The sequence below is a fragment of the Serratia sp. TSA_7 genome (genome assembly GCF_052692135.1).
In genome coordinates, this window is the sequence record NZ_JBQZFU010000003.1 from 385,740 (window position 1) to 405,407 (window position 19,668).

The 19,668-nt window shown below is 59.4% G+C and carries 16 protein-coding genes and 1 riboswitch; of the genes, 4 read left to right on the plus strand and 12 right to left on the minus strand.

Translation table 11 applies throughout. The annotated features are described in order from the left end of the window. Positions 1 to 121: 121 nt before the first annotated feature. Positions 122 to 2,485 (minus strand): DNA polymerase II, encoded by a 2,364-nt coding sequence (locus tag ACUTQW_RS14140; protein ID WP_006323568.1) that lies wholly within the window; start codon positions 2,483 to 2,485, stop codon positions 122 to 124. Positions 2,486 to 2,668: 183 nt separating this feature from the next. On the opposite strand from ACUTQW_RS14140, the gene ACUTQW_RS14145 reads away from it, so the two are divergent. Further along, positions 2,669 to 3,436, plus strand: coding sequence for a DedA family protein (locus tag ACUTQW_RS14145; RefSeq protein WP_006323569.1), 768 nt, complete (start codon positions 2,669 to 2,671; stop codon positions 3,434 to 3,436). Positions 3,437 to 3,582: 146 nt separating this feature from the next. Here the strand turns inward: ACUTQW_RS14145 and ilvN are convergent, their stop codons facing one another. The 7 genes from ilvN to sgrR form a co-directional block, all read right to left on the minus strand. Further along, positions 3,583 to 3,876, minus strand: coding sequence for an acetolactate synthase small subunit (gene ilvN, locus ACUTQW_RS14150; protein WP_006323570.1), 294 nt, complete (start codon positions 3,874 to 3,876; stop codon positions 3,583 to 3,585). Positions 3,877 to 3,879: 3 nt separating this feature from the next. After that, positions 3,880 to 5,574 carry an acetolactate synthase large subunit gene (gene ilvB, locus ACUTQW_RS14155; protein ID WP_037432152.1) on the minus strand — a complete coding sequence of 565 codons (1,695 nt, stop codon included), beginning with the start codon at positions 5,572 to 5,574 and terminating at the stop codon, positions 3,880 to 3,882. A 111-nt stretch (positions 5,575 to 5,685) separates the two neighbouring features. After that, the gene (ivbL, locus tag ACUTQW_RS14160; protein WP_208295193.1) at positions 5,686 to 5,802 is read right to left on the minus strand and encodes an ilvB operon leader peptide IvbL; all 117 of its coding nucleotides are present in this window, start codon (positions 5,800 to 5,802) and stop codon (positions 5,686 to 5,688) included. An 88-nt stretch (positions 5,803 to 5,890) separates the two neighbouring features. Further along, positions 5,891 to 6,595: a thiamine ABC transporter ATP-binding protein ThiQ gene (gene thiQ, locus ACUTQW_RS14165; RefSeq protein WP_004950092.1), complete on the minus strand. Its 705-nt coding sequence runs from the start codon at positions 6,593 to 6,595 to the stop codon at positions 5,891 to 5,893. After that, a complete protein-coding gene (thiP, locus tag ACUTQW_RS14170) occupies positions 6,582 to 8,189 on the minus strand; it encodes a thiamine/thiamine pyrophosphate ABC transporter permease ThiP (RefSeq protein WP_445654881.1) in 1,608 nt (535 codons plus the stop codon). The genes thiQ and thiP overlap by 14 nt, the downstream gene beginning before the upstream one ends. Next, positions 8,165 to 9,151, minus strand: coding sequence for a thiamine ABC transporter substrate binding subunit (gene thiB, locus ACUTQW_RS14175; RefSeq protein ID WP_004950096.1), 987 nt, complete (start codon positions 9,149 to 9,151; stop codon positions 8,165 to 8,167). The genes thiP and thiB overlap by 25 nt, the downstream gene beginning before the upstream one ends. Positions 9,152 to 9,206: 55 nt before the next feature. Beyond that, positions 9,207 to 9,332: riboswitch (TPP riboswitch) on the minus strand. A 37-nt stretch (positions 9,333 to 9,369) separates the two neighbouring features. Further along, positions 9,370 to 11,031, minus strand: a complete 1,662-nt coding sequence (gene sgrR / locus ACUTQW_RS14180; RefSeq protein WP_006323574.1) for an HTH-type transcriptional regulator SgrR — start codon at positions 11,029 to 11,031, stop codon at positions 9,370 to 9,372. Positions 11,032 to 11,118: 87 nt separating this feature from the next. Here sgrR and sgrT point away from each other — a divergent pair, with 87 nt between their 5' ends. The 3 genes from sgrT to ACUTQW_RS14195 all read left to right on the plus strand — a co-directional run bounded on the left by sgrT (position 11,119) and on the right by ACUTQW_RS14195 (position 14,538). After that, a complete protein-coding gene (gene sgrT, locus ACUTQW_RS14185; protein ID WP_020438428.1) occupies positions 11,119 to 11,334 on the plus strand; it encodes a glucose uptake inhibitor SgrT in 216 nt (71 codons plus the stop codon). Between the two features lie 383 nt (positions 11,335 to 11,717). Continuing rightward, entirely contained in the window at positions 11,718 to 12,923 is a 1,206-nt protein-coding gene (locus tag ACUTQW_RS14190) for a sugar efflux transporter (protein ID WP_020438429.1), read from the plus strand. A 142-nt stretch (positions 12,924 to 13,065) separates the two neighbouring features. After that, entirely contained in the window at positions 13,066 to 14,538 is a 1,473-nt protein-coding gene (locus tag ACUTQW_RS14195) for an anion permease (protein WP_020438430.1), read from the plus strand. A gap of 133 nt (positions 14,539 to 14,671) precedes the next feature. Here the strand turns inward: ACUTQW_RS14195 and leuD are convergent, their stop codons facing one another. Genes leuD through leuA form a run of 4 tightly spaced genes read right to left on the minus strand, consistent with a single transcriptional unit; the run spans position 14,672 to position 19,356 of the window. After that, complete coding sequence (gene leuD, locus ACUTQW_RS14200) at positions 14,672 to 15,274, minus strand: 3-isopropylmalate dehydratase small subunit (protein WP_020438431.1); 603 nt, start codon at positions 15,272 to 15,274, stop codon at positions 14,672 to 14,674. 11 nt (positions 15,275 to 15,285) lie between these two features. Then, on the minus strand, positions 15,286 to 16,686 hold the full coding sequence (gene leuC / locus ACUTQW_RS14205) for a 3-isopropylmalate dehydratase large subunit (RefSeq protein ID WP_004950109.1): 1,401 nt from the start codon (positions 16,684 to 16,686) through the stop codon (positions 15,286 to 15,288). Between the two features lies 1 nt (position 16,687). Further along, positions 16,688 to 17,779: a 3-isopropylmalate dehydrogenase gene (gene leuB, locus ACUTQW_RS14210; protein ID WP_004950110.1), complete on the minus strand. Its 1,092-nt coding sequence runs from the start codon at positions 17,777 to 17,779 to the stop codon at positions 16,688 to 16,690. 2 nt (positions 17,780 to 17,781) lie between these two features. After that, the gene (leuA, locus tag ACUTQW_RS14215; protein WP_004950113.1) at positions 17,782 to 19,356 is read right to left on the minus strand and encodes a 2-isopropylmalate synthase; all 1,575 of its coding nucleotides are present in this window, start codon (positions 19,354 to 19,356) and stop codon (positions 17,782 to 17,784) included. Positions 19,357 to 19,668: the final 312 nt, after the last annotated feature.

A 19,668-nucleotide genomic window follows, 5' to 3' on the forward strand; every position in this document is an offset into this window, starting at 1 on the left:
GCGCAGCGTGGTTCAGAATTTGGGAAGGGCGCTATGGTAATGGAAGGCGGCGCGTTCGTCACCTGCAAAACCCGATGATTTTTCTTAACCCTTCGCCAAAGCCCGCATGGCGGGCGCAATGTCAGAATAGCCCCATCTGCCCGGTGACCAGCGTGGTAAAATCGTCATGCAGAAAAGGGAGTATAGCGTCTGCCACCGGTTGCAACTGGCGGTCCAGATAATGCTGGTAATCTATTGCCGATTGCTGGGTCTCCAGGGGTTCCGGCCCAGCCACGGTCATGACGTAGCTGATCCAGCCGCCGCTCTGGTATTGCAGCGGTCGACCCTGTTGACGATTATAGTCGTCGGCGATACGTGCTGCGCGGACGTGCGGCGGCACGTTGCGCTGATACTCGTCGAGTTTCCTGCGCAGGCGCTTGCGGTAGACCAGCCGATCGTCAAAGTCGCCGTTAAGCGTTTTGCTGACGTATTCACGTACAAAATCCTGATACGGCTGCTGTTTGAATATGCGCTGGTACAGCAACTGCTGGAACTGTTGCGCCAGGGGTGTCCAGTCGGTACGCACCGTTTCCAGCCCTTTATAGACCATTTCTTCGCTGCCGTCGGCTTTGGCGATCAACCCGGCATAACGCTTTTTACTGCCTTGCTCTGCGCCGCGGATGGTGGGCATCAGGAAGCGTGAATAATGGGTTTCAAACTCCAGTTCCAGCGCATTCTCCAGCCCGAATTGCTGCTGAAGATGCTGCTGCCACCATTGGTTAACCTGTTGCACCAACGCCCTGCCAATCTGCGCCGCTTGCTGTTCGCTGTGCGGTTGCCTGAGCCAGACGAAGGTGGAATCGGTGTCGCCGTAGATCACCTGATAGCCCTGTGCCTCGATCAGTTCGCGCGTCTGGCGCATGATCTCATGGCCGCGCAGGGTGATCGAGGACGCCAGGCGGGGATCGAAAAAGCGGCAGCCGCTCGATCCCAACACGCCGTACAGCGCGTTCATGATGATTTTTAAGGCTTGGGATAACGGCTTGTTCTGTTGGCGTTTTGCCGCCTCGCGCCCTTGCCAGATCTGTTCGACGATCGCCGGCAGGCAGTGTTTGCCGCGCGAGAAACGCGCGTGGCGAAAACCGGGTACCGAATCGGCATCGCCCGGGTGCTGCATGCCCTCCACCAGCCCGACCGGATCGATCAGGAAGGTGCGGATGATTGACGGGTACAGGCTTTTGTAATCCAGCACCAGCACCGAGTCATACAGGCCGGGTTGGGAATCCATGACAAAGCCGCCGGGGCTGTGTTCCTCCGGCTGCTCGCCGAGGTTGGGCGCCACAAAACCCAGCCGGTGCATGCGCGGCATATACAGATTACTGAACGCGGCCACCGAACCGCCGCTGCGATCCGCCGCCAGCCCGGTGACGGTCGCGCGTTCCAGCAAGAAGGTCAACAGCTCGGCTTTGGCGAAAATCCGCGTGACCAACTCGCAGTCCTTCAGGTTGTAGCGCGCCAGCGCCGGTTTGTCTTCGGCGAAGCGCCGATCGATTTCCGCCATCCGCTGGTAGGGGTTATCGATGGATTTGCCTTCTCCCAGCAACGCCTGCGCTACGTATTCCAGGCTGAAAGAAGGGAAGTTCCAGGTGGCGGATTTCAACGCTTCTATGCCGTCGATAATCAACCGCCCGGCGGCAGAGGCGAAAAAGTGATTCTGCTTGAAGCCGTGTTCGCGCCATTCCAGCAGGTTGCCGCCACGGCCCAGCCGCAGAGGGATTTGGTAGCGCTCGGCGTGTTTTTGCAGCACGCGCAAATCGAACTGCACCAGGTTCCAGCCGATGATGGCGTCCGGATCGTGCCGTTCCAGCCACTGATTCAGCCGTTCCAGCATTTGTGGGCGGCTGGTGCAGTATTCCAGCTCGAAATCCAGCGGTTCATTGCCGCCGTTGGCCGGCCCCAGCATGTACACCTGGCGTTGACCGCACCCTTCCAGCGCTATTGAATACAGCTCGCCGTGGGCGGTGGTTTCAATGTCCAGCGAGACCATTTTCAGCGTCGGGCGGTAATCCGGCGCCGGTTTCATCTGGCCGTCGAGCAGTGGGCCGCTGCCATTGGGCCGGCCGCTGAACCACACCGGCGCGGTGATAAAACGCTCCATCAGGTAGCGCTCCGGCGGGCGGATATCGGCTTCGTAGACATTGACGCCGCCGTCTTTCAGCAGTTTTTCCAGTTTGATCAATTGACGGTGCTGGCGGCAATACAACCCCAGCACCGGGCGGTGATGGAAATCGGTCAGCGGCAGGGGTTTCAGCTCCAGTTGCCGCTCTTCACGCAGCAACAGCTCAGCGCGCTGGCGCTGTTCTGCGGGGATAAAGGCTACGGAGTTTTGCGGTGGCAGGCGAAGTTGCTGCGGCCCGTGGTCGGTCGCCAGCCAGAACTCCACCTCGGTACCTGCGGGCGTATCGCGCCAGTGGCGGGTGAGCAGAAAACCCTGTTGGAGTGACATCACGCGGTTCCTGAGAAGCTAAACTGAAAGAGGATAGGCATAAGTTACAGTATGGGTTTTTATACAGTAATTGTCCATTGCCGGGCGGTTCCGCTAAAAACGCATACAATTCATCGGTTGACTCACTTCCGGCCGCACCGGACAATCCCACGCCCACGCGCTTTTGATAACGAGTAGAGGTTTATGGAAGCCTATTTGCAGCATCTGATCACCCAGTCATTGGCTTTCACTCTGATGGTCGTCATGTTTGTCGCGTTTCTGGAATCGCTGGCGCTGGTTGGGTTGTTACTGCCCGGCACGGTAATGATGGCCAGCATCGGCGCGCTGATCGGCAGCGGCCAGGTGGATTTCTATTACGCCTGGGGCGCGGGGATCCTCGGTTGCCTGCTGGGGGACTGGATCTCGTACTTTATCGGCCGTGCCTTCAAGGGGCCGCTGCACCGCTGGTCATTTCTAAAAAAGAACAAGGCGATGCTGGACAAGACCGAGCACGCGCTGCATCAACACAGTATGGCGACCATTCTGATTGGCCGTTTTGTCGGCCCGACGCGTCCACTGGTGCCGATGGTGGCCGGGATGCTCGATCTGCCGCCGTACAAATTCGCCCTGCCTAACATTATCGGCTGCATCACCTGGCCGCCGGTCTATTTCTTCCCGGGTATTTTGGCCGGCGTGGCGATAGACATTCCTGCCAGCGCCAACAGCGCGTTATTCAAATGGTTGCTGTTTGCGGTGGTGGTGCTGATTTGGCTGGCCGCCTGGCTGAGCTGGCGTTGGTGGCGTGAAGGCAAGCGCAGCGCCGATCGGCTGAGCACCTGGCTGTCGCCGGTGCGGTTGCGGATGGCCTGCGTGCTGAGTTGGGTGCTTGCTTTCGGCGCCTTTTACTCCCTATACCAACAGCCGTTGATGCCGGTTTACCGTCACCTGTTGTGGAAAGTGTTGGCCGGCTGATGTCGGACAGCAAATTTTATCCCCTATGGATTTCATGCGACAGCTAGGCGGCAAGAACCTAAACTCCCGGAGCTTACTTAGGTAAGTGACTGGGGTTTAGGGACGCAGCCAACAACGCTGCCGCTTGAAATACGACGGGGATATCATTACTGGAAGAAGGCTTCCAACTGTTCAAACACCCGCACGTCTTCGCTGTGGCGTTTCACCAGCAGCACGTCCTCGAGTTTTTCTACCTGGCTGATCATCTGCACCAGCCGTTGATCGTCTGCCACCAATAGCCAGATCCGGCTTTGTTTGCCGTCTTTCAGCGGCATGCACAGGATGCCTTCCACGTTGAAGGCGCGGCGCGCAAACAGACCGCACACGTGCGACATCACGCCGGGATGGTTGCGGACCGCCAGCTCAAGGATCACCTGTGGATTATTGTGTTGTTCTGACATGGCTTATTCTCCAATCATGTCGATGTTGGCGGCGCCCGGCGGCACCATCGGGAAGACTTTTTCATTGATATCGATCAGCGCGTGGATCAGGCACGGGCCAGGGCGTTGGATCGCCTCGGCCAGCGCGGCCTGCGGATCTTCTGCGGCGTTCAGATCGCAGGTGTCCAGCCCGAACCCGGCGGCAATCTTGATAAAGTCGGTGCGTTTCGGGTAGGCGGCGGCAAAGATGCGCTGCTGATAGAACAGGGTTTGCTGCTGATGCACCAGCCCCAGCGCCTGATTGTTCATCAGGATAATCTTCACGTCCAAATCGTGCTCGACGGCGGTAGCCATTTCCTGAATGTTCATCATCAGGCTGCCGTCGCCGGAGAAGCACAGCACTTTGCGCTGCGGTTCGGCCAGCGCCGCGCCGATAGCCGCCGGCAGGCCGAAGCCCATGGTGCCCAGGCCGCCGGAAGTCAGCCACTGGCGCGGTCGGCTGAGTGGATAGGCTTGCGCCACCCACATCTGATGCTGGCCCACGTCGGTGGTGATGATGGCGCTTTCATCCACGCAGCGTGCGGCGGCCAGCACCAGCCCGTAGTGGCTCAGCGGATCTTCGGCGTTTGGCATGCTGAACGGGAACTCGCGTTTCAGGCCGTTGACGGTGTCCAGCCACTCGCTGCGCGGCTGCGCTTCAATCTGCGGCAACAGCTGTTGCAGCACCTGGCCGACGTCGGCATGAATGGCAATATTCGCCTGCTTTACCTTGCCCAGTTCGGCGCGGTCGATATCCACGTGGATGATGCTGGCGTTAGGGCAGAACTGTTCGGTTTTGCCAATCGCCCGATCGTCAAAGCGTGCGCCCAATACGATCAGCAGATCGGCTTCCTGCAGAATAAAGTTGGTGCTGCGGGCCGCATGCATCCCCAGCATGCCCAGTGACAACGGGTGCTGCACCGGCATGGCGCCCAGCGCCATCAGCGTCATGGTGGTCGGCAGGTTGGCGCGTTCGGCCAGCTCAATCGCTTGTTGGTAAGCGTTGGCGCAGATAATGCCGCCACCCAGATACAGCACCGGGCGCTTGGCCTGGTTGATCATTGCGGCGGCTTGCGCCACTGCTGCGGCTTCGAAGGCCGGCGTTGCGTCAGGCACCGCGACGGGCGGCAGTTCATCCAGAGTGATCACCGCCGTTTGTACGTCTTTCGGCACGTCAATCCATACCGGGCCGGGGCGGCCGGATTCGGCGATGCGGAATGCGTCGCAGATCACCTGCGGCAGTTCGCGGATGTCGCGCACCAGGTGGTTGTGCTTGGTGATGGGAATCGAGATGCCGTAGGTATCCACTTCCTGGAAGGCGTCGGTGCCAATCATGGAAGAGGGCACCTGGCCGGTGATGCACACCAGCGGGATGGAATCGAGTTTGGCGTCGGCGATGGCGGTGACCAGGTTGGTCGCCCCCGGCCCGCTGGAAGCGATGCAGACCGCCGCCTTGCCGTTGGCGCGTGCCATGCCCTGCGCCATAAAGCCCGCGCCCTGTTCGTGGCGTGCCAGCACGTGGTGAATGCGAGTGCTTTGGCTCAGCGCGTCATACAGCGGCAGTGCCGCGCCGCCGGGAATGCCGGCTACGGTAGTGATGCCCTGTCGCTCCAGCAAATGAACGATCAGTTCTGCGCCGGTGAAGCGTTGGCCTTGATGTGGCGTGCCCGAAATTGCCATGTTCCTATCCTTTCTCAGGGCCGGTTCGCTTTTCTGGGCAGGGAGCTAAAACAAGAAACCCCGCCCGGTTTGCGCCGGCGGGGTTTGGGAATCGATGCGTTGATTCGGACCCTACGGCGCATTGCCGACGACCACCACCACACGCACGACGACCATCACCGCGGCTGGTAGCGCGGTAACTAGTAGGGTCGAAGTCAGCGAGGATGCGATCACAGGGAACCTTATCATCAGTAATAGAAGTCAGGTTTTTATAAAACCACAGGCGAAAAATTCGCACAACAGGTTTATTTGCCCAGCATAAAAAACGCGCTGCAGATCACGGTTTGTGCGAAATGCCCAGCACCCGGGCTTCCGGCGCGCTGCCGTCCAGCAGCGCCTGCGTGGAGCCGTCGTAATAAATACGCCCGTCGACCACCAACAGGGTGCGCGGCGCGATGCGTGCGGCGTCATCCAGGTTGTGCGACACCATCAGCAGCGTCAGGTTGCGTTGGTCGCAAACCTCTTGCAACAGTTGCAGCATCTCATTGCGCAGCGCGGGGTCGAGCGCCGAGAAAGGCTCGTCGAGCAGCAGGATGGGCTGCTGGCGGATCAGGCAGCGAGCCAGGGCTGCGCGCTGGCGCTGGCCACCGGAAAGCTGCGACGGCAGGCGCTGCAGATGCTCCTCCAACCCCACCTGGCGCGCAATCTGCGCCAACTGTTGTTGCTGGTCCGCGTTCAGCCGCAGCCCGGGGTCAAGGCCCAATCCGATGTTCTGCGCCACCCTCAGGTGGGCGAACAGGTTGTTTTCCTGAAACAGCATCGAGACCGGCCTTTTGGCCGGCGGCGTGCCGGTGTGGTCGCTGCCGTTCAGCAGCAGCTTGCCGCTGGCGGCCGGCAGGAAACCTGCGATCAGGCTGAGCAAGGTGCTTTTGCCCGCGCCGCTGGGGCCGAGCACCGCGACACGTTCGCCCGGCCGGATGCGCAGATCAAAGCGCATCGGCAGGTGTTCATACAGATAGGTCAGTTTTTCAAGCGTCAGCATGGCGGCCCGGTAAGCGTTCGATCAGGGTAAACAGCAGGAAGCACAGCAGCAGGAGCAACAGTGCGGTGACCGCGCCGTCATTGCTGCGATAGGCGCCGATCTGCTGATACAGGTAAAAAGGCAGGGTGCGGAACTGCTCGTTGCCAAACAGGGCAACCACGCCGAAATCGCCGATCGACAGCACGCAGGCGAAAGCCAGCGCCTGCGCCAGCGGGCGGCGCAGCGCTTTCAGCTCGATCCAGCGCAGCCGCTGCCAGCCGTGCATACCCAGCGACAGGCACAGCGGGTTGTAACGCTCGGCCAGGTCTCGCATCGGGTTTTCCAACACCTTCAGGGCGTAGGGTACCGCCATCAGCGCATTGGTGAGGATCACCAACGCATAGGGCGATTGCGGCAACCCGACAGTATCGCTCAACAGCAGGAAGAAACCGGTGGCCAGCACGATCCCCGGCATCGCCAGAATCACCATGCCGCTCAGTTCAAGCGTTTGGCCCCAGCGCAGCCGCTGTTGCAGCTTCAGTTCTCGGCTACTCCACAGCAGCATCATGGTCAACACCACGCACAACGCGCCGGCACCGAGGGCGATACGCAGTGACGTGAACAGCGCTTGCCACAGCACCTGCTGCTGCAGGACGCTGACCATCGTCTGATTGGCGCCATCGGCAATCACCGCCAGCAGCGGGGGCAGCAGCAGCAGCAGGGCGGCGGCGATCAACAGAAAATCGCCGGCGCGACGCCACAGGCTGTCTTCGGGATTGCGCCAGATGTGGGCCTGGGTGCTGCCGACCGGCAGCGCCTGGCTCAGCCGCTGGCTGAACACTACCAGCCCCAGACAGCAGGCCAGCTGGATCAGCGCCAGCAGGGCGGCGCGGCTGAGATCGTAGTCATAGCTGAGCGCCTGGTAGATCGCCAATTCTATGGTGGTGGCCTGCGGCCCGCCGCCCAGCGACAGCACGGTGGCGAAGCTGGCGAAACAGAGCATGAAGATCAGCGCGCCGCTCGGCAGGATCTGGCGGCGCAATGCCGGCCACTCGACGAAGCGGAACTGTTGCCAGCCGTTCATGCCGAGCTGAGCCGCCAGTTGGCGCTGTTCGACCGGAATGTTTTCCAGCGCCTGCAGCAGCAGGCGGGCGGCCAGCGGCAGATTGAAGAACATATGCGCCAGCAGGATGCCCTGCAGACCATAGGGGGAAAAACTGTAGTTGATGCCGAGCCAGCCGCACAGCGATGCCAGCCAGCCCTGTCGGCCATACACGCTGAGCAGGCCGAATACCGCCACCAATACCGGCAGCACCAGCGTCATGGCGCACAGACGCAGCAGCAACAGCCGGCCGGGGAAGTGGCGGCGGTATAGCGCACGTGCCAGCGCGATGGCGGGCAGCACCGAGATCAGCGCGGACAGCAAAGCCTGCCAGAAGGTAAAGCGGACTACGTGCCACAGGTAGCTGTCCTGCCACAGGCCGCGCCAATCGCTTTCCGGCGCGTGTCGCCATAGCGAGCCCATCGCCAGCGCGGCGACGGCCAGGATCAGGCCGGCGGCCAGCAGCCCCGGCCAGAGCCAGTGCGGGATCAGCGGCTGACGGCGGTTTGCCATGCCCGGATCCAGCTACCGCGTTGTTTGGCGACCTCTTCGGCGCTGTATTGCAGCGCGGTCTGGGGGACGGTCATTTGCTCAAAGCCGGCCGGCAGTTGAGTCTTGATCACCGGGTACATCCAGTTACCGGTTGGGATGGTGTTCTGGAACGCCGGGGTCACCATAAACTGCATGAAGCGCTCCGCCAGTTCAGGCTGCTTGCTGGCCTTGAGTTTGCCTGCCACTTCCACCTGCAGATAATGGCCTTCGCTGAAGTTGGCCGCGGCGTAGCTGTCTTTCTTCTCTTCGATCAGATGATAAGCCGGGGAGGTGGTATAGCTGAGCACCAGATCGCCTTCGCCTTTCAGGAACAGGCCGTAGGCTTCACTCCAGCCTTTGGTGACGGTGACGGTTTTCTTCGCCAGTTTCTGCCAGGCTTCCGGCGCGTTATCGCCAAACACTTTTTGCATCCACAGCAGCAGGCCCAGGCCTGGGGTGCTGGTGCGCGGATCTTCGTAGATCACCTTCCAGTTTTGATCGCCGTTGACCAGTTCCTGCAGGCTTTTTGGTGGGTTCTTCAACTTGTCTTTGTTGTAAACGAAGGCAAAGTAGCCGTAGTCATAAGGCACGAAGGTTTTATCCTGCCAGCCGCCCGGCACGCTCAGTTTGGCGCCGTCAACGCGGCTTGGCGCGAATAAACCGGTTTGTTGCGCGGCCTGCAGCAGGTTGTTGTCCAGCCCCAGTACCACGTCGGCGGTGCTGTTTTTCCCTTCCATGCGCAGGCGGTTAAGCAGCGAAACGCCGTCTTCCAGCGCGACGAATTTCAGCTCGCAGTTGCAGTCCGCTTCGAACGCTTTTTTCACCGCCGGGCCAGGGCCCCAGTCGGCCGCGAAGGAATCATAGGTGTAGACCGTCAACGTGGGCTTGGCAAACGCCGAAGCGGCACACAACAACAGTAATAAGGGCAGGCTTTTTTTGACCACTTTGCACTCCTGAAAGATAAGGGGGCAAAGGTATCTGAGGGCGAGGTGATTAAACCGGGTCGCTATGCTCAAATCCCTCCGCCGGTATTGACCGGATCAGGTTCGACGGGTTTGTTCTCAGCAAAACCTGCACGCCGCGTTTTCATCGCGCCGCCGCCGTTTCGCACCCCGTTGAGACGGCGCTATTGTAGAGATTAACGGGCGCCGGCGAAAGGCGCTTATGCTTCCGGCGGCGCAAACCAGGCGGATTTAAAATCAAACCAGCCAAGGGTGTTCATTCGCACACCGCGCATGCTGCGCTGGCCGTGCAGTTGCAGCCAATGATGAAACAGCGGGTGTAACTGGTGACCCTTGACCAACCGTTGGCAAAAATCCGCCAGCGGCAGGGCATTGGCGCGCCACAGCGCCGCATCTGCGGCGAGATCCTCATTCATGCAGTGCTGCATCAATGGCAACTCATACAGGGTGGCGAACAGCGAGAACTCCAGCGGCAGGTAGAAGTTGGCGCTACCCAGCCACAGATCGCTGGTGGCTTCTCCTTTATGCCAGGCGTCGTAGCTCACCGTCTGCACGTTAAGTCGCACCCCGTGCAATGCCAGCAGCGGTTCAATTGCCTGTTGAATGGCGTGGAATTCCGAGTGTTCACTGTAGTAGGTCAGCGTCAACTCGCTCAGCCCGGCCGGCTTGGGTTGTTGCGCCAGCGCGCGATTGTGATGCCAGCGCGGCAGGATGCCATAGGCCGGTGACCAATAGCGTTGATAAACCGGTCCGGCGTTGCCCAGCAGCGAGATGGGATTAATCAGCTCGCACAGCCAACTGCGAATGGCCGGATCGGCCGCCAAAGGAGAGCGCTGATCGAACAGCAGGAAATAGCAGCCTTCCTCCAGCCGGCTTTCCAGCTCGTTGTTGCCGGTGTCATCCGCCTGCAACTGCACGCCGGAATGCACCAACTCTTCGGTGAGCTCCGGCAACACCCAGATATTCACCTCATCAATCAGTGCCCGATAGCCGAAATAGTCATCGAAGGCGTGAATTTTCATCTGGCTGCGGTGGTTGCGCACCACGCTGTACGGCCCGGTGCCCACAGGATGGCGCGAGAACTCCGGCATGCTTTGCCACTCGCGCGGCAGGATCATGGCAGGCACGCTGCCCAGCAGCCAGGGCAGCCAGTAATCGGGGCTGTGCAGGTGCACGTCAATCACGAAAGGCGTCGGTGAGGTCACGCTCTCGATATGCGAAAACAGCGGTTGAGGGATCAGACGAGTGAGGGAGCTAATCACATCGTCCATTTCCAGCTCGCGGCCGTGATGAAAATGTATCGCCGGGCGCAGATAAAAACGCCAGTGCAAAGGCGTCAGCGGCTGCCAGTGATGCGACAGGTCCGACTCCAGTTCCCCGTTTTCCTCGTTTATCCGCGTCAGGCCGCTGAAAATCTGCCGGGCCAGGTGAATTTCCGAACGGCGCAACGCCGAGCCGGGCAGCAGGTTGTACAGTTGGCGATAGTAGAGCACGCGCAGGATATGTTTACCTTGCCGGAAACTGCGGCCAAGCTGGGACAACAGCATCTGCCGTACCACGTTTTTATCGCCGACCAGTTGCACCAGTTGATCGATGCGGTCTTGCTCCAGCAGCTCTTCTGCCCGCTGCTGCTGCAGGGCCAGGCCGGTATAGTGGAAGGTCAGCCGCGAGCGCTTGCCGCGCCCCGATTCCGCCTGCCAGGTCAGCCACCCTTGCTGTTGCATGGCGCCGAGTAATGAACGCACGTGACGGCGCGAGCAAGTGAGCACTTCGGCCAACTCTTGCAGCGTGGTGTCGGTGGTCTCGCCGTGGCAGCGCTGCCACAGGCGAATGAACTGTTGTTGCAAACGTGAGGTAGACATAAAAGAGGAACACTCCGGCATCAACTCATCAATTTATCTTTCCCCATATTACGCCGATAATTTTCATCAATGAAAGGGGGAGGGCGAATGATGAAGGCTTTCTTGTCAAAACAGTTCTATCAGCGCTACTTCAGCGCGGTGCGCCGCCAGCACGCCGACTGGCTGGGCCTGGTGCCTGAACAGGCGCGCCTGGAGATGCTGGCTCACCTGATCCAGTGGGATCTTAGGCTACGCCCCACCGTTGACCGTGGTGCCGTCGCAGACCCAAAAGCCCGTTATCCCGACGAAGGGAGCAGCCCATAGTGGGCTATGGGCAAGCCCGCCAACACAGAAAACGGGTTTTTGGGGCGCGACCCGAAGGGCTGGGGCCATTTGAGCGCACATCTGTGTTGCGCGCCGCTTATTTGGCCCACCAAACCTCACGACACGCGCCTTGCTGCACGCCCAAATGACCGCCAGCGGCGCTCACGTGCAACGGTGGGGCGTAGCCTCGATATGACGGACAAGCAATACCGCGAGCACCTCTGAGGTTGCGGTAGCAAAAATGTTTCTGAGTAATGGTGTTGTTCACCAGCCAGTGGGGTCATACCCACTGGTTTTTTTATTATTGGTCGCGGTGATGTTCTTGCAATTTTTTCACCGTAGCCTAAGGTTTTGTCTTCCGCTTTAGGGGCAGGGACGAAGATATGAAACGACTGTACTGGTTGCCGCGCCGCTTTAATCCCATCTTTGCCGCATTCCTGCTGGTTGCTTTTCTTTCCGGGATCGCCGGGGCGCTGATGGCACCGACGCTGAGCCTGTTCCTGACCACCGAAGTCAAGGTACGGCCGCTGTGGGTGGGGTTGTTCTACACCGTTAACGCCATTGCCGGCATCGCCGTCAGTTTTCTGCTGGCCAAGCGTTCGGATACGCGCGGTGACCGGCGCACGTTGATCCTGGTGTGCTGCCTGATGGCGGTCGGCAACAGCCTGTTGTTTGCCTTCAACCGCGATTACCTGACGCTGATCACCGCCGGGGTGCTGATGTCGGCGATTGCCAATACTGCCATGCCGCAGATTTTCGCGCTGGCGCGGGAGTATGCCGACAGCTCGGCGCGCGAAGTGGTGATGTTCAGCTCGGTCATGCGTGCGCAGCTGTCGCTGGCGTGGGTGATCGGTCCCCCCCTGGCGTTCACGCTGGCGTTGAACTACGGCTTTACCTGGATGTTTGGGATCGCCGCCGCCACTTTCGCGATCTGTGCCTTGCTGGTGTGGTTTACCTTGCCTTCGGTACCGCGCCCCCCGCCGGCGGAGCAGGGCTATGCGCTGGACGGTGGGCCTTCGGCCCCGATAGCGTCCGCCAGCGCCTGGCGAAACCGCGATGTGCGGTTGTTGTTCATCGCCTCTATGCTGATGTGGACTTGCAACACCCTGTACATCATCGATATGCCGCTGTACATTACCGCCGATCTGGGCCTGCCGGAGAACCTTGCGGGCTTGTTGATGGGCACGGCAGCCGGGCTGGAGATCCCGGCGATGCTGCTGGCCGGTTATTACGTCAAACGTTTCGGCAAGCGCAATATGATGCTGTTTGCCGTGGCGGCCGGCATCCTGTTTTATGCCGGATTGGCGGTGTTTAAATTCAAGCTGGCGCTGATGGTCTTGCAACTGTTCAACGCCATATTCATCGGCATCATCGCCGGTATAGGTATGCTCTATTTCCAGGATCTGATGCCCGGGCGGCCGGGTGCGGCGACGACCTTGTTTACCAACAGCATTTCCACCGGGGTGATCCTGGCCGGCGTGCTGCAAGGCGCGCTGGTGGAAAATCTGGGGCACTATGCGGTTTACTGGCTGGCGACGGCCCTGGCGGTGGTGGCGCTGTGGATCAGTGTTCGGGTACGAGAAGCGTAAACGCTAACGTCATTAACATTGACGCATGTCATTGAGAACATTACGCCAGAACCCCAAGCTATACGGACCCGGAGCGCGATTGCGGCGCTCTTGCCCATCTTGCTGCTGAGATGCCGATCCGTTTAGACCATTTGGGTATGCCATGGACAAACTAACACCGCTCAAACCCGTCCCCTCTCTGTGTGCCGTTGCCGCCGTTTTGCTTATTTGGTTTGTCATCCCGGTTCCTGAAGGGGTTGCGCCCAACGCCTGGCATCTGCTGGCGCTGTTTATCGGCACCATCATCTCCATCATCGGCAAGGCGATGCCGATCGGCGCCGTTTCGGTGGTGGCCATCGCGCTGGTGGCAATCACCGGGGTGACTAATCCCGGCAAGCCGGGTGCGGCGCTGGAGGATGCGCTCAGCGGCTTCTCCAATCAGCTGATTTGGCTGATTGGCTTCTCGATCATGATCTCCTTTAGCCTCAACAAAACCGGGTTGGGCTCGCGGATCGGTTACTATTTCATTTCCCTGTTCGGTAAAAAGACGCTGGGCATTGCTTATGCGCTGACGCTGGCGGAACTCACTTTGGCACCGGTGACCCCGAGCAATACCGCCCGTGGCGGCGGGATTATTCATCCGATAATGAAGTCGATCGCCGACAGCTTCGGATCCCGGCCGGAACTGAACAGTTCCGGCAAGATTGGCCGTTATCTGGCGCTGGTGAATTACAATATCAACCCGGTGAGTTCGGCGATGTTCATTACCGCCACCGCGTCTAACCCTCTGATCGTCAGCCTGATCGCCAAAGGCACCGGCGGCAGCCTGGAACTGTCATGGTCAATGTGGGCGCTTGCCGCACTGGTGCCGGGGCTCTGTTCGCTGGCGGCGATACCGCTGGTGCTCTATCTGTTGTACCCGCCGGAAATTAAAAGCACCCCGGATGCACCGCGTTTTGCGCGGGAAAAACTCACAGAGTTGGGCCCGGTGACGCTGCCGGAGAAAATCACTTTAGGGGTGTTTGCCCTGCTGCTGGTGCTGTGGGCCGGCATTCCGGCGATGATCTTTGGCCCAGCCTGGCTGGTAAACCCGACCACGGCGGCGCTGATAGGCCTGGCGGTGCTGTTGGCGACCGGCGTGCTGAGCTGGGAGGACGTGCTGAAGCACAAGGGAGCCTGGGATACGGTGGTGTGGTTCTCCGCGCTGGTAATGATGGCCAGTTTCCTCGGCAAACTGGGGCTGATTGACTGGCTGTCGCACTCCGTTGGCAGCGGCATCGACCACATGGGCATGAGCTGGGTGGGCGGTGCCATCTTGCTAACCGCCATCTATCTCTATTCGCATTATTTCTTCGCCAGCGCCACCGCTCACGTTACCGCCATGTTTGCCGCCTTCCTGGCCGCCGGTATGACATTGGGCGCACCGCCGGCGCTGCTGGGGTTGATTCTGGCGTTCGCCTCTTCACTGATGATGTCGCTGACCCATTACGGTACCGGCACCGCGCCTATTGTCTTCGGTTCCGGTTACGTGACGCTGGGAGAATGGTGGAAAACCGGCTTTGTGGTGAGCGTGGTTAACCTGCTGATCTGGATCCTGATCGGCGGAGCATGGTGGAAGTGGCTGGGTTACTGGTAACCCCGTCATACTTGGAGCTGCCGCTGTGTTGGCTGAGTAAGCGCACCCCTGTCACTTGGTTAGCCAAGCTCCAGGGGATTTACTCACTCGCCGCCTTGCCGCAGCTCCAATTATTTAGGGTATTGGAAGGTGATCAGTTCAGAAACGCCGGCTGCTGTGCCTCGTAGCGGGAGATGTCCGCTTCGTGCTGCAGCGTGAGACCGATGCTGTCCAACCCGTGGATCATGCAGTGGCGGCGGAAGCTGTCGATCTCGAACGGATAGCTTTTTCCACCGGCATTCACCGTCTGATTTTCCAAATCCACCACAAACTCGGTACCTTCGTTTTCAGCCACCAGCTTGAACAGCGTATCCACGTCCTGTTCGCTCAGTGTCACCGGCAGCAGTTGGTTGTTGAATGAGTTGCTGTAGAAGATATCGGCGAAGCTTGGCGCTATCACCACTTTGAAGCCGTAGTCGGTCAGCGCCCAGGGCGCATGCTCGCGTGAGGAGCCGCAGCCGAAATTCTCACGCGCCAACAGGATGCTGGCCCCTTTGTAGCGCGGCTTGTTCAGCACAAACTCCGGGTTCGGTTGCTGGCCGGCGTCATCCAAAAAGCGCCAGTCGTTGAACAGGTGCTGGCCGAAACCCGTGCGGGTGACTTTCTGCAAAAACTGTTTTGGAATAATGGCGTCGGTGTCGACGTTGGCCGCATCCAAAGGCACCACTAAACCGGTATGTTGAGTAAATTTAGCCACGGTAGTGCCCCTTAGTGAATATCACGGATATCGGCGAAATGGCCGGCAACGGCAGCGGCAGCGGCCATTGCCGGGCTGACCAGGTGGGTGCGCCCACCTCGGCCCTGACGCCCTTCGAAGTTACGGTTGCTGGTGGATGCGCAGCGTTCGCCCGGATTCAGGCGGTCGTTGTTCATCGCCAGGCACATGGAGCAACCCGGCAAACGCCATTCAAAACCGGCTTCAATAAAGATCTTGTCCAGACCTTCGGCTTCCGCCTGCGCTTTTACCGGGCCGGAACCCGGCACCACGATGGCCTGAACGCCGTTGGCGACTTTGCGCCCTTTGGCAATCGCCGCCGCCGCACGCAGATCTTCGATGCGCGAGTTGGTACAGGAGCCGATAAACACTTTGTCGATCGGCACTTCAGTCAGCTTAATGCCCGGCTTCAGATCCATATAGGCCAACGCCTTCTCGGCTGAGGCGCGCTCGACCGGATCGCTAAAGGATTCCGGTGCCGGGATCGCCTGATTGACGGCGATCACTTGCCCAGGGTTGGTGCCCCAGGTCACCTGTGGCGCGATGTCTTCGGCGCGCAGGGTTACTACGGTGTCGAATTTGGCATCGTCGTCGGATTTCAGCGTGCGCCAGTAAGCGACGCCTTGTTCCCAGTTCTCGCCGGTAGGCGCAAACTGGCGGCCTTTCAGATAATCAAAGGTGGTGTCGTCCGGCGCGACCAGGCCCGCTTTGGCGCCCATTTCGATCGCCATGTTGCACAGCGTCATGCGGCCTTCCATGCTCAGCGCTTCAATCGCCTTGCCGCAGAACTCCACCACGTGGCCGGTGCCGCCGGCACTGCCGGTTTTACCGATTACCGCCAGTACGATGTCCTTGGCGGTGATGCCTTCCGCAGCGACGCCGGTCACTTCGATTTTCATGGTCTTGGCGCGGCCCTGCTTCAGGGTCTGGGTCGCCAGCACGTGCTCCACTTCCGAGGTGCCGATCCCAAACGCCAACGAACCGAAGGCGCCGTGGGTGGCGGTATGGGAGTCGCCACAGACGATGGTCATGCCCGGCAGCGTCATGCCCTGCTCTGGGCCGATAACGTGCACGATGCCCTGGAACGGGTGGTTCAGGTCATACAGCGAAACGCCGAACTCAGCGCAGTTTTTGATCAGTTCCTGCATCTGAATGCGGGCCATCTCGCCGCTGGCGTTAATGTCTTTGGTCTGGGTGGACACGTTGTGGTCCATGGTGGCAAAGGTCTTGCCCGGCTGGCGTACTTTGCGGCCCATGGCGCGCAGGCCGTCGAACGCCTGCGGAGAAGTGACTTCGTGCACCAGATGGCGATCGATATACAACAGCGGCGTTTCGTTCGGCGCTTCGTACACCACGTGGGCATCGTATAATTTCTGATATAACGTTTTCGACATGTTATGCCCCCTGAGCTACAAAGCGGGCGATGATGTCACCCATTTCATCGGTGCTGATGGCTTTACCCTCACCGGCCAGATCGGCGGTGCGGTAACCTTGTTCCAGCGCCTGGTTGATGGCGCGCTCAATGGCGTCGGCCGCCTCAGACGCCCCCAGGCTGTAACGCAGCAACAGGGTGGCGGACAGGATCTGGGCGATCGGGTTGGCGATGCCTTTACCCGCGATATCCGGCGCAGAACCGCCCGCAGGCTCATACAGACCAAAGCCCTGTTCGTTCAGGCTGGCGGAAGGCAGCATACCCATCGAACCGGTGATCATCGCGCATTCGTCGGACAAAATATCGCCGAACAGGTTGGAGCACAGCAACACGTCGAACTGAGACGGGTCTTTAATCAACTGCATGGTGGCGTTGTCGATATACATATGCGACAGCGACACGTCCGGATAGTCTTTGGCAACCTGGTTCACCACTTCACGCCATAGAATGGAGCTTTGCAGCACGTTGGCCTTATCGATAGAGGTCACTTTGTTACGGCGTTTGCGTGCGGACTCAAAGGCGATGCGCGCAATGCGTTCGATCTCGAAGCGGTGATACACCTCGGTATCGAAAGCGCGTTCCTGCATGCCCTGGCCTTCACGGCCTTTCGGTTGGCCGAAGTAGATACCGCCGGTCAACTCACGCACGCACAGGATGTCAAAACCGCGGGCGGCGATGTCGGCGCGCAGCGGACAGAATTCTTCCAACCCTTGGTACAGGCGGGCCGGACGCAGGTTGCTGAACAGTTTGAAGTGCTTGCGTAACGGCAGCAATGCACCGCGCTCAGGCTGTTCTGCCGGCGGCAGGTGTTCCCATTTCGGGCCGCCCACCGAGCCGAACAGGATCGCATCGGCCTGCTCGCACCCGCTGAGGGTGGCCTGCGGCAACGGGCTGCCGTGGCGATCGATGGCAATGCCGCCGACGTCGTATTCGCTGGTGGTGATGCGGATATCAAAGCGCTGACGCACGGCGTCCAACACTTTGTGCGCCTGAGCCATTACTTCCGGGCCGATTCCGTCTCCGGGCAAGACGGCAATATGGTAAGTCTTCGTCATGTTCACACCGTTTCCTGATTATTTTGATGTTTGCTTTGCTGCAGACGCTGTTTTTCTTTTTCTACCTGCTGGGAGCGCCAAATATTATTCAATACGTGAACCATCGCCTTGGCGGAGGATTCCACGATGTCGGTCGCCAGACCCACGCCGTGGAAGCGGCGGCCGTTGTAGGACACCACGATATCAACCTGGCCCAGAGCGTCGCGGCCCTGGCCTTTGGCGGTCAGTTGATACTTCACTAATTCGATCGGGTAGTCGGTAATGCGATTGATGGCCTGATAAACCGCGTCGACCGGGCCGTTGCCGGTTGCCGCTTCGGCTTTTTCTTCATCGCCGCAGATCAGTTTCACCGAGGCGGTGGCCATGATGTTGGTGCCGGACTGCACGCTGAAATAGCCCAGGCTGTAGTGCTCCGGCTCTTCCTGCTGCTTGTTAATGAAGGCTAAAGCCTCCAGATCGTAATCGAATACCTGGCCTTTCTTGTCGGCCAGTTTCAGGAACGCCGTGTACAGGGTATCCAGGTTGTAGTCCTGTTCCTTATAGCCCATCTCTTCCATGCGGTGTTTTACCGCAGCGCGGCCGGAACGGGAGGTCAGGTTCAACTGCACGTCTTTCAGACCTATGGTCTGCGGCGACATGATTTCGTAGTTTTCACGGTTCTTCAGCACGCCGTCCTGATGAATGCCGGAGGAGTGGGCGAAGGCATTGGAACCCACGATCGCTTTGTTGGCCGGAATCGGCATGTTGCACAGCTGGCTGACCAACTGGCTGGTGCGGAAGATTTCCTGGTGATTAATGTTGGTGTGCACGTTCATGATGTCCTGGCGCACTTTGATCGCCATGATCACTTCTTCCAGCGAGGTATTGCCGGCGCGTTCACCTATGCCGTTCAGCGTGCCTTCGACCTGACGAGCGCCCGCCTGCACGGCGGCGATGGAGTTGCCGACCGCCATGCCCAGATCGTCGTGGCAGTGGACCGAAATAATGGCTTTATCAATGTTCGGTACGCGGTCATACAGGGTGGTGATGATGCCGCCGAACTGGTTCGGCGTGGTGTAGCCGACGGTGTCCGGGATATTGATGGTGGTGGCGCCGGCGTTGATGGCGGCTTCCACTACGCGGCACAGATTATCGATTGGCGTCCGGCCTGCGTCTTCGCAAGAGAACTCCACGTCGTCGGTGTAATTGCGGGCGCGCTTCACCGAGCGTACCGCCATTTCCAGCACTTCATCGAAAGAGCGCTTCAACTTGGATTCAATGTGCAGAGTGGATGTAGCCAGGAACACGTGAATACGGAAGGCCTCGGCAACGCGCAGCGCTTCGGCGGCGACGTCGATATCGTTATCCACGCAGCGGGCCAGGCCACATACGCGGCTGTTTTTGATCTGACGGGCGATGGTCTGCACCGATTCAAAATCACCCGGAGAGGAGACCGGGAAACCGACTTCCATTACGTCGACGCCCATTCTCTCCAGCGCCATGGCTATCTGAATCTTCTCTTTTACGCTCAGACTGGCTTGCAGCGCTTGTTCACCATCACGCAGCGTGGTATCGAAAATAATGACTTGTTGGCTCATCAGGGCGTTCCTTATCGTGTTTATTTCACGCTAAGCGGGTAAAAAAAAACCCGCGCAGTAGCGCGGGTTTGTTATGAGTGAGGGACTGAATCAGCTCTGAACTCCGTCCACCAGCATACCGCGCAAAGAAGATGCGTTAAGTAGTAGGCTTAGTAGACGGTGAGTACGGATCATGAGGGTTCAGCTTCTCTTAAAATTGTGTCGTTCCTAATTTGATACGTTATTGGCCTGGCGATGTCAACATCTGATTGAATAGGGTGCGAACCCCTTGTCAGGAAATTGGGTAAAAGTGCTCGCAGAGGATAATTCGGT

Excerpts from the sequence above, each read along its gene's own strand:
- leuC (WP_004950109.1), bottom strand. The coding sequence starts at position 16,686 with ATGTCGAAAACGTTATATCAGAAATTATACGATGCCCACGTGGTGTAC.
- thiP (WP_445654881.1), bottom strand. The coding sequence starts at position 8,189 with ATGGCAAACCGCCGTCAGCCGCTGATCCCGCACTGGCTCTGGCCGGGG.
- ACUTQW_RS14195 (WP_020438430.1), top strand. The coding sequence starts at position 13,066 with ATGGACAAACTAACACCGCTCAAACCCGTCCCCTCTCTGTGTGCCGTT.
- ilvN (WP_006323570.1), bottom strand. The coding sequence starts at position 3,876 with ATGTCAGAACAACACAATAATCCACAGGTGATCCTTGAGCTGGCGGTC.
- sgrT (WP_020438428.1), top strand. The coding sequence starts at position 11,119 with ATGATGAAGGCTTTCTTGTCAAAACAGTTCTATCAGCGCTACTTCAGC.
- leuA (WP_004950113.1), bottom strand. The coding sequence starts at position 19,356 with ATGAGCCAACAAGTCATTATTTTCGATACCACGCTGCGTGATGGTGAA.
- ACUTQW_RS14145 (WP_006323569.1), top strand. The coding sequence starts at position 2,669 with ATGGAAGCCTATTTGCAGCATCTGATCACCCAGTCATTGGCTTTCACT.
- sgrR (WP_006323574.1), bottom strand. The coding sequence starts at position 11,031 with ATGTCTACCTCACGTTTGCAACAACAGTTCATTCGCCTGTGGCAGCGC.
- ivbL (WP_208295193.1), bottom strand. The coding sequence starts at position 5,802 with ATGATAAGGTTCCCTGTGATCGCATCCTCGCTGACTTCGACCCTACTA.
- ACUTQW_RS14190 (WP_020438429.1), top strand. The coding sequence starts at position 11,718 with ATGAAACGACTGTACTGGTTGCCGCGCCGCTTTAATCCCATCTTTGCC.
- ACUTQW_RS14140 (WP_006323568.1), bottom strand. The coding sequence starts at position 2,485 with ATGTCACTCCAACAGGGTTTTCTGCTCACCCGCCACTGGCGCGATACG.
- ilvB (WP_037432152.1), bottom strand. The coding sequence starts at position 5,574 with ATGGCAATTTCGGGCACGCCACATCAAGGCCAACGCTTCACCGGCGCA.
- leuB (WP_004950110.1), bottom strand. The coding sequence starts at position 17,779 with ATGACGAAGACTTACCATATTGCCGTCTTGCCCGGAGACGGAATCGGC.
- thiQ (WP_004950092.1), bottom strand. The coding sequence starts at position 6,595 with ATGCTGACGCTTGAAAAACTGACCTATCTGTATGAACACCTGCCGATG.